This is a genomic window from Gordonia sp. NPDC058843, from assembly GCF_042743165.1.
Classification (GTDB): domain Bacteria; phylum Actinomycetota; class Actinomycetes; order Mycobacteriales; family Mycobacteriaceae; genus Gordonia.
In genome coordinates this window covers 65,680-74,042 of record NZ_JBHYNC010000026.1, presented here as the reverse complement: position 1 = coordinate 74,042, position 8,363 = coordinate 65,680, and the positions used below count along the sequence as shown (strand labels likewise).

At 67.2% G+C, this 8,363-nt stretch carries 9 protein-coding genes; 2 read left to right on the top strand and 7 right to left on the bottom strand.

Annotated elements, in window-relative coordinates:
• Positions 1 to 219: 219 nt before the first annotated feature.
• The 3 genes from ACFW3F_RS16925 to ACFW3F_RS16915 are packed head-to-tail and all read right to left on the bottom strand — an operon-like array spanning position 220 to position 2,063.
• Positions 220 to 1,002 carry a hypothetical protein gene (locus tag ACFW3F_RS16925; protein ID WP_388059339.1) on the bottom strand — a complete coding sequence of 261 codons (783 nt, stop codon included), beginning with the start codon at positions 1,000 to 1,002 and terminating at the stop codon, positions 220 to 222.
• 16 nt (positions 1,003 to 1,018) lie between these two features.
• Positions 1,019 to 1,447, bottom strand: a complete 429-nt coding sequence (locus ACFW3F_RS16920) for a CoA-binding protein (RefSeq protein WP_388059337.1) — start codon at positions 1,445 to 1,447, stop codon at positions 1,019 to 1,021.
• 28 nt (positions 1,448 to 1,475) lie between these two features.
• A complete protein-coding gene (locus ACFW3F_RS16915; RefSeq protein ID WP_388059335.1) occupies positions 1,476 to 2,063 on the bottom strand; it encodes a TetR/AcrR family transcriptional regulator in 588 nt (195 codons plus the stop codon).
• A gap of 117 nt (positions 2,064 to 2,180) precedes the next feature.
• Between ACFW3F_RS16915 and ACFW3F_RS16910 the strand changes: the two genes are divergently transcribed.
• Positions 2,181 to 3,314 carry a phosphotransferase family protein gene (locus ACFW3F_RS16910; RefSeq protein ID WP_388059333.1) on the top strand — a complete coding sequence of 378 codons (1,134 nt, stop codon included), beginning with the start codon at positions 2,181 to 2,183 and terminating at the stop codon, positions 3,312 to 3,314.
• Positions 3,315 to 3,318: 4 nt separating this feature from the next.
• Positions 3,319 to 4,464 (top strand): hypothetical protein, encoded by a 1,146-nt coding sequence (locus tag ACFW3F_RS16905; protein ID WP_388059331.1) that lies wholly within the window; start codon positions 3,319 to 3,321, stop codon positions 4,462 to 4,464.
• A gap of 7 nt (positions 4,465 to 4,471) precedes the next feature.
• Here ACFW3F_RS16905 and ACFW3F_RS16900 read toward each other — a convergent pair whose 3' ends face one another.
• The 4 genes from ACFW3F_RS16900 to ACFW3F_RS16885 all read right to left on the bottom strand — a co-directional run bounded on the left by ACFW3F_RS16900 (position 4,472) and on the right by ACFW3F_RS16885 (position 8,342).
• Positions 4,472 to 5,140: a response regulator transcription factor gene (locus ACFW3F_RS16900; protein ID WP_388059329.1), complete on the bottom strand. Its 669-nt coding sequence runs from the start codon at positions 5,138 to 5,140 to the stop codon at positions 4,472 to 4,474.
• Positions 5,137 to 6,798, bottom strand: a complete 1,662-nt coding sequence (locus tag ACFW3F_RS16895) for an ATP-binding protein (protein ID WP_388059327.1) — start codon at positions 6,796 to 6,798, stop codon at positions 5,137 to 5,139. The genes ACFW3F_RS16900 and ACFW3F_RS16895 overlap by 4 nt, the downstream gene beginning before the upstream one ends.
• The gene (locus ACFW3F_RS16890) at positions 6,779 to 7,177 is read right to left on the bottom strand and encodes a hypothetical protein (protein ID WP_388059325.1); all 399 of its coding nucleotides are present in this window, start codon (positions 7,175 to 7,177) and stop codon (positions 6,779 to 6,781) included. The genes ACFW3F_RS16895 and ACFW3F_RS16890 overlap by 20 nt, the downstream gene beginning before the upstream one ends.
• 61 nt (positions 7,178 to 7,238) lie before the next feature.
• Positions 7,239 to 8,342, bottom strand: coding sequence for an alpha/beta hydrolase (locus tag ACFW3F_RS16885; protein WP_388059347.1), 1,104 nt, complete (start codon positions 8,340 to 8,342; stop codon positions 7,239 to 7,241).
• Between the last annotated feature and the right edge of the window lie 21 nt (positions 8,343 to 8,363).

The window sequence follows — 8,363 nt, the reverse complement described above, 5'->3', positions numbered from 1 at the left end:
ACGTTGCGAGACCCTTCGTGGCTCGCTTCGCTCGCACCTCAGGGAGCATGGATTTCGGGCACTCACGAGTGTTCTTTCGTGGTCCACGACGGCCGTCTGGCCGCAGACACTGAGGAGCGAGCTTGCGAGCGTCGATCTCTGCTCCCTGAGCGAGCCAGTGGGTCTGGCGTTCTTTCGGATTCAGGGAGCAGTGGCTCAGAAGGTCCCTCGGGCACCAGATCAGTTGGCGGGCGGGGCCGGCCTGGGATCTGCGGCCGTCGTGCCGTCCGGCGCCTTGACCACCACGTCGGAGGTGTCGGTGGGCTTGCCGGCGATGAGGTCGCCGATGCTCAGACCCCAACGGCCCCAGCGGTCGTCGAAGCTCTTCGCGCGGGCGCGAGCCTTGTCGGTCTTGGCCGGGGTGTACCGCCGTCGGGCCCAGGCCGAATGCGGCCGAGCCAGTCGGATCGCACCGGACCAGGCGAACACCGGAATGAAGACCCCGACGATGGCCGTGGAGAACTTGCCTTTGAGCACGCACAGGATCGCGCACGCCACGTTGATCGGGACTGTGGCCACCAATGCGACGGGGCCGATCTCGACGTTCGCGTCGTCGAGGGGATTGAATCCGAGCAACGCCATCCCCAGCGCGGCGACCGTCAGCGCCACCACCTGGACCGAGAGTTGTCCTTCCGGTGACCAGTACACGTCCTGCAGGCGCAGGATCAACGCGAACTCGTCGAGCACAAGTGAGGCACCGACACCGATCAGCACCGCACTGATCTCGGCGCCGGGCGACGTCCCGTTGACGCCCACCGAGAGGAACGCGCCGACGATGGTCAGGATCAGACCCGGCACCATGTGATGCACGTGCACGCCGTCCGACACGTTGTTGCGGAAGGGCCCCTTGCCCGCCCGGATGAGTCGTGTGATCACCCGCGTGACAACGAATGTGACGACGAACGACGCGAACAACAGGAACAGCGGGAGTCGTTGATGCGTGAGCTCGTCGAGGAGGTTCACCGGGCCACCGTCGCCGTCAGCCGGGAGCGATTCCGGTGCGACGCTGCTCGATGATCAGGCAGCGGTCCTCGACGTAGAGAAGGCCGGCGTCCTCGGCAATCGCCCGCGCCTCCGCCGAACGGATACCGAGCTGCAGCCACAGCGCGGTCGCGCCGGCCGCGACGGCCGCCCGGGCGACGTCGGCGCACTCCGGTCCGGGACGGAACACGTCGACGAGGCCGACCTGTTCGGGGATGTCGGCGAGGGTTCGGTACACCTTCTCCCCGACGATCTCGTCGGCCGCAGGGTTCACCGGGATGATCCGCCACCCGCGGTTCTTCATGTACGCCGGCACCTCGTTCGCGGCCTTCGAGGGATTGGCGCTCGCACCCACCACGGTGATCGCGTCGTACGTGGACAGGATCTGCTCGACGACCTCGTCGGCGCTCTTGCTCGGTGCAGTCATCTCACGAGTGTAAGTGGGTTCGGACTTCTCATCGGAGAACTCCGTGGACGACGATCGCGCTCAGCTGATCGGCCCACACGGTGTCGAATTCGCGTGTGTCGAGCAACAGCGCGTGCAGCATCGCGGCCCCACCGACGGCTTCGATGAGGCGATCCGGATCCACGTCGGGATGCACCTCACCCCGGTCGACCGCGATCACCAGCCGGTCACGCAGCGCACCGAACACTTCCGCGAACCCGGCGTGCACCCGCGCCGCGAGCTCGGGTTCGGCCGCCATGTCCGAGATCAGACCGGGCAGCGCTGCACGGGTGACGGGACTGGCGAAGAGGTCGCGCGCTGCCGCGACCATCGTGCGGATGTCGGCGTCGACCTCCCCACTCGACGGCGGCAATCGCGTCATCCGGGAGAACGCCAGGTCGTGCACCAGCTCCGCTTTGCCCGTCCAGCGACGATAGAGCGCGGTCTTCGTCGTCCCTGCCCGATCGGCGACAGCGGCAATCGTGAGCTTCCGATACCCGAGATCGACGAGCAATTCGGCCGCGGCGTCGAGCACTGCCGAGTCGATACGCGCATCGCGTGGGCGCCCCGAGACCGCTTCTGACGTCTCAGCACTCATCTGTTTCCATCTCTCCTACCGGAGATTTCCCGAAGTCGCTGCGGATCGCACGACCGCTCTGCTGTCATAACGCTACTCACCGTAGCGAATCTGCCGGTAATGATCCCAGGGGGTGCCATGGCCACCGAACCCGCCGTCGAGCAGGTCGACCATCTGCAACGTTCCAGCCGGGACACCACCTCGGTCCCGGACACACTCGCCCGTTGGCTGGCCGACCAGGACGACACGTCCGACGCCACCCCCGAGGTCACGGTCGCCGCGGGCGGTGACAGCAACGGCATGTCGTCGGAGACCATCCCGGTGTCGGTGTCCTGGCCCGGAGAGCCGACCCGGCACTGGGTGATGCGGATGGCACCGTCGAAGGCCGACGTCCCGGTGTTCCGCTCCTACCGCATGGATCACCAGTACGAGACGATGCGGCTGATCGCGCAACTGAGCGACGTCCCCGTTCCTGCGGTACACCACCTCGAACCGAGCGGCTCGCTACTGGGTGCCCCGTTCTTCCTGATGGACCGGTGCGAAGGCGAGGTCCCACCCGACGTCATGCCATATACGTTCGGCGACAACTGGTTCGGCAATGCCTCCGCGACCGACCGTCGCCGAGCCCAGGAGTCTGCCATCGGCATGATCGCCGACCTCCACACCATCCCGGACGCGACCCGGCAGTTTGGCTTCCTCTCCGACGACCTGCCCGCCGGCGACACCCCGCTCGCACGACTGCTCGCCTGGTTGCGGGACTGGTACGACTTCTCGGTCGATGGAATCGGCCGCTCACCGCTGGTCGAGCGAGCACTTGACTGGCTCACCGACAACTTCCCCGACGAGGCCGCGAACGCCGAACCAGTCCTGTCTTGGGGCGATTCGCGCATCGGCAACATGATGTTCGTCGATTTCACGCCCACAGCCGCGCTCGATTGGGAGATGGCTCGCACCGGCCCCCGTGAGCTCGACATCGCGTGGTTGGTGTTCGCGCACCAGGTCTTCCAGGAACTCGCGACGATGGCGGGTCTTCCCGGCCTACCGGACCTGCTGCGCGAGAGCGACGTCCGCGACACCTACCGCGAGCGGACCGGCGTCGAGCTGGGCGATCTGCGCTGGTTCTACGTCCACGCGGCGGTGCAGTGGTGTTGCGTCTTCATGCGAACCGGCGCCCGCCGCGTGCACTTCGGCGAACTCGAGCGCCCCGACGACGTCGACGGCACCCTTTTCTACCACCGACCACTGCTCGAACGACTCCTCGAGGAGGACTGACCGCATGAGCCGATCCGGCCTGGGACCGATGGACGAGTACCCGATTCATCAACTGCCGCAGCCGATCGCATGGCCGGGCAACTCCGACCGAAACTTCTACGACCGCGGTTATCTGAACGCACACGATCGCAGCGGCACCATGTTCCTGATCACCGGCATCGGGTATTACCCCAACCTGGGGGTCAAGGACGCGTTCGTCCTGATCCGACGCCGCCTGCCCGACGGCACCGACACCCAGACCGCGGTGCACCTCGGTGACGTGATCGACGACAACCGGCTCGAACAGCGGGTCGGTAACTATCGGTTGACCGTCGACGACCCTCTGCGAACCCTCCATCTGACGCTGACCGAGACCGAGGGCATCGCCCTGGACCTGCACTGGGAGGGCATGTTCGACGCCCTCCTCGAACAACCCCACGTGATGCGACAGGGCGCGAAGGTCACCTTGAACGCACAACGGTTCGCTCAGGTCGGCAGCTGGCGGGGGTCGATCACGGTCGACGGTGAACAGATCGTCGTGGATCCGTCCACCTGGGTCGGCACCCGCGATCGTTCGTGGGGGATCAGGCCGGTCGGCGAGCCCGAACCGGCGGGTCGGCCGTCGGACCCGCCGTTCGAAGGCATGTGGTGGCTCTACATCCCGATGGCCTTCGACGACTTCCAGCTCGTCTTCATCATCCAGGAGGATCCCGACGGCTACCGGAGCTTGAATGATTGCTCGCGGGTATGGAAGGACGGGCGCGTCGAACAGCTGGGTTGGCCGAATGTCTCAGTCCACTACGCGCCGGGAACCCGGGTACCCACCGGCGCAACGATCTCCACAACAGGCGCCGGAGGTTCCCCGGTGACTCTGGAGGTGGAGTCGCTTCTGCCTGTGCCCATCCACGTGGGCGGTGGCTACGGTGGCGACCCCGACTGGACCCACGGAGTCTGGCGCGGAGCGGATTTCACCGAACGCCTGACCTACGACATGACCGCCGCCGAGATCGTGGGACGCATGCCGTTCGGTGTGATCGATCACGTCGGCCGCGCCGAATGCCGGGAAGCCGACGGCACCGCGCGCACCGGCTGGGGCCTGTTCGAGCACGGAGCCCTGGGCCGGCACGACCCTTCCGGATTTGCCGACTGGTTCAGCGTGGCGCCGGAATGAGGCCGACCTAGTCGACTGCGCGGAGCCGATAGCCCATACCGCGGACCGTCTCCAACCGGTGTGACCCGATCTTGTTCCGGAGGGCGCGCACGTAGACGTCGACGACATTCGATGCCGGGTCGAAGTCGTAGCCCCACACGTGCCCGAGGATCTGCTCGCGTGACAACACCTGATCAGGATGCCGCAGAAACACTTCCAGCAGAGCGAACTCGCGGGCGGTGAGGTCGAACGTCTCCGTGCCCACGCGCGCCCGCCGGGACTTCAGGTCCAGACGCAGGTCCCCGGCGGACAGCAGGTTCTCCGACGCGACCGCCGAATCGTCGACGAGTCGCAACCGGATGCGGGCCAGCAACTCGGCGAACTGGAAGGGTTTGGTCATGTAGTCATTGGCCCCACCCTCGAGTCCGTTCACCGTGTCGCTCACGCTGTCTCGCGCTGTGAGAACGACGACCGGCGTCGAGATCCCCTCGCCGCGCATGCAATACAACACGTCGAAGCCGTCCATCGCCGGGAGACCGATGTCGAGGACGACCATGTCGAAACCGCCGCTGCGCGCGGCCTCGAGCGCCGACAAGCCGTCTGACACGTGCTCGGTGCTGTAACCGGCCGCACGCAATCCGTTGCCGATGAACGAGGCGATCCGCGCATCGTCTTCGGCTATCAGAACACGGCTCATCGCCGATCTCCTTCTCCTGGTACCGACGACGCTGTGTCGACGTAGGTGGTCATGTCGGGGACCGGTACATCGAGGCCGAACGTCGCTCCGTGCCCGGGAACGCTTCGCACCCAGGCGATTCCGTGATGGGCGTCGGCGATGGCCCGCACGATCGCGAGTCCCAGTCCGGCGCCGGACGAGTGCTGAGGGGCCGATGCCGTCTGCCCGCGCTGGAATCGTTCGAAGATCCGAGCCGCGTCCTGTTGCTCGACCCCCGGACCGTCGTCGGTGATCCAGATCGACAGGTGGCGCCCCGCTCCGACACCGGCGAAGCGAGACCCCAACTGGATGACGGAACCCTCACTCGTGTGCCGAACCGCGTTGGAGGCGTACTGCAGCATCGCTTGGGTGATCCGCTCGTGATCGACGGTGCACGGGCCCTCGGCAACCTCCATGAGCAACCACTGCCGATCACCGAGGGGCTGCACCTTCGACTCGATGTCGAGCATCAGCTGCGCCGCATCGGTCGGCCTGGCCACCACGAAGTCCGGCTGCTCGGACTTCGCGAGCATGAGCAGATCGCCGACGATCCGGCCCATCCGTCCCAGCTCGCTGTCCACGAGGTCGAGGGTCTTGCGTCTCTCCTCCGGATCATCGGGTAACAACTCGAGATGCCCGCGCACCACCGTGATCGGCGTCCGCAGCTCGTGCCCGGCGTCGTCGACGAACTGCCGCTGCGTCGTGTAGGCGCCCTCGATCCGGTCCAGCATCGCGTTGAAGGTCTGGGCCAGCTCGGCCACGTCATCGCGACCGATGACCGGCACACGAGCGGTGAGGTCGTTCTCGCTGATCTCCGCGGCGACCATCCGCACGCTCCGGACCGGCGCGAGGATCCGTCCCGCGACGAGGTAGGCCACCCCGGTGGTGACGATCATCCCGCCCAGGCCGACCATGGCGAGAACCCGCATCGTGCGGTCCACCAGTTCCCGGCCCGGATCGGTGTAGATGCCCACGATGAACGTCCCCGGTTGCGCCGCCCCCGACGCCGGGTCGGCCGAAGCGCCGCCGGCAGGCTCCAGGTCGACCTTGCCCCAACGGATCTCGCCATGATCGGTCATCAGGACCCCAGCCGCCCCGGTCTGGGCGCGCAGCTCGTCGAGCACACGGCGTCCCTCTCCCGCGGCCGGCCAGGCGTTGCCGGGTAGTTCGAGGATCTCGGTGTCACCGACGACGCCGGCCATGACCTCGCCCTCACCGGCCGACTGCCGCGACAGGAACACCTCGAGCAGCCGCGACACCGAGGTGAACGGTTCTGTGGTCGTCGGGTCGACCCCCTCGGCCGCGAACGTCCGGAACTCGCTCGCCTCCTGCGCGACGTAGTTGTTCACGCGGGTGTCGACGTCGCGGAGCAGCAGGTTGCGCGTCACCACGAACACCACCACCAGCAGCAGGAACGTGGTGAGCATGATCCAGGCCGTGATACGCCAACGCGCCGAGAGCGCGGGGCGCTGCCGCACACCCGCACTCTCGGCTGAACTCGGCCCGCTCGCTCCGCTCCCGGCGCCGGCTGAACTCGGCCCGCTCGCTCCGCTCCCGGCGCCGGCCGAACTCGGCCCGCTCGCTCCGCTCCCGGCGCCGGCTGATTCCGGTGTCGCGTCGTCAGTCGTCCTGGTCGTCATCGATGTCATCGTCCCAGTCGTCGCCCTGATCGTCGCCCTGGTCGTCCCAATCGTCGTTGTGATCGTCCCGATCGTCGTCGCAGTCGTCGTCGCGACCGGCCGACCGGGGGTCGCACCAGTCGTCGTCATCGGAGCTCAGGTTCGGCGGGACGGCCCGCTGCACCGGCGCTCCGGCCGGGACCTGGGGAACCGGCGCCGGGGCCGGCGGGGTCTGCGCCTGAGGAGTCGGACCCTGCGATGTCTGCGACGCCACGTCCACGGACACGGCGTCCGAGGCCAGGCTGGGCTCGGGTGAACGGATGAGGAAGAAGCTGGCGGTCACGACGGCGACCGCGAGCGCACCGAGGGCGAAGGTGGCGAGTACTCGTGAGATCTTCATGTCAACGACTCTGTCGGACGCCGGTGAGCCGTCCATGAGCCGAAGATGAAGGTTTTTTCATCTACGGGACGCGTGCGTCCAGCGAGGTCAGGAACTCGTCGATCCGCGGCCAGGTGTGCTCGACCGCGGCCGACCCGGCGATCAGTCCCAGATGACTGGTCTCCACCGTGGTGAACTCCACGCGCGGCGACCCGGACAGGAGCTCCACCCCGTGATGGGCGGCTGCCCAGCTGACGATTGCGTCGCGGTGACTGCCGAACAGCGCGACCGGCACAGCAACGTCGGCGAGGTTGACGACGCGGCCACCGAAGTCGAGCACACCGTCGGCGAGCTCGCCGCGCATGATGAAGTTCTCCCACATCTGCTCGGACACCGTACCCGGGTAGCCGGGCATCGTCGCCTGGAAACGGTCGATGGCCTTCATCCGTGCGAGCGCCTCGGTGTCGTCGGCATTGCGCAGGATGTAACCCGGCTTCTTCAACTCTCGTTGCCACGCGGTCCCCCGGTAGGCGAGGCGGACCAGGGGGGCCGGAATTCCGCCGAGCGCCCGCAGCGCCAGCTTCACCGGCGTCGTACCGACGGGCCGCATCAGAGCCTTCACCAGCGGATACGGCGGAACCTTGGCGTAGTCGAGCGGGGTTCCGACCGCGACCACCGAGGCCAGCGGCAGTTCCGGGTCGGCCGCCGCGGTCAACAGGCTGATGGTCCCGCCGATACTCCACGCGAGAAGATCGACCTTCGCGGAATCCGGCGACTTCTCTTTCTCAGGATGATCTGCGTTGCCGTGGAAGTCAGCGACGGTCGCCGCGACGGCCTCGGGAACGATGTCGTCGAAGAAGTCGGCGAACCCCAGGTGACGGTCGGCTCGGGTCATGTCGCCGAAGTCGAGCACGTACGGCACCCGACCGGTCGAGAGCAGGAACTGCACCACCGACAGACCCTCGGCGAGGTCGTAGCACGCCGTCGACACCGCGAGTGGTGGGATCAGCAGCACCGGGCGATGCCCCGAGCCGACGGCTGCGATCACCTCGTCGTCGGTGCCGTACCGGCGCAGTGTGCGATGCGGCCCGTCTGCGATCAGCGTGTACGGGGTCTCGTGGGACTCGCCGATCTCTCCGCCGCGTGCCAGATGAACCAGCGTCGCGACGCCGTCGAAACCGCCCACCGATACCTCCCAGTCATCGTC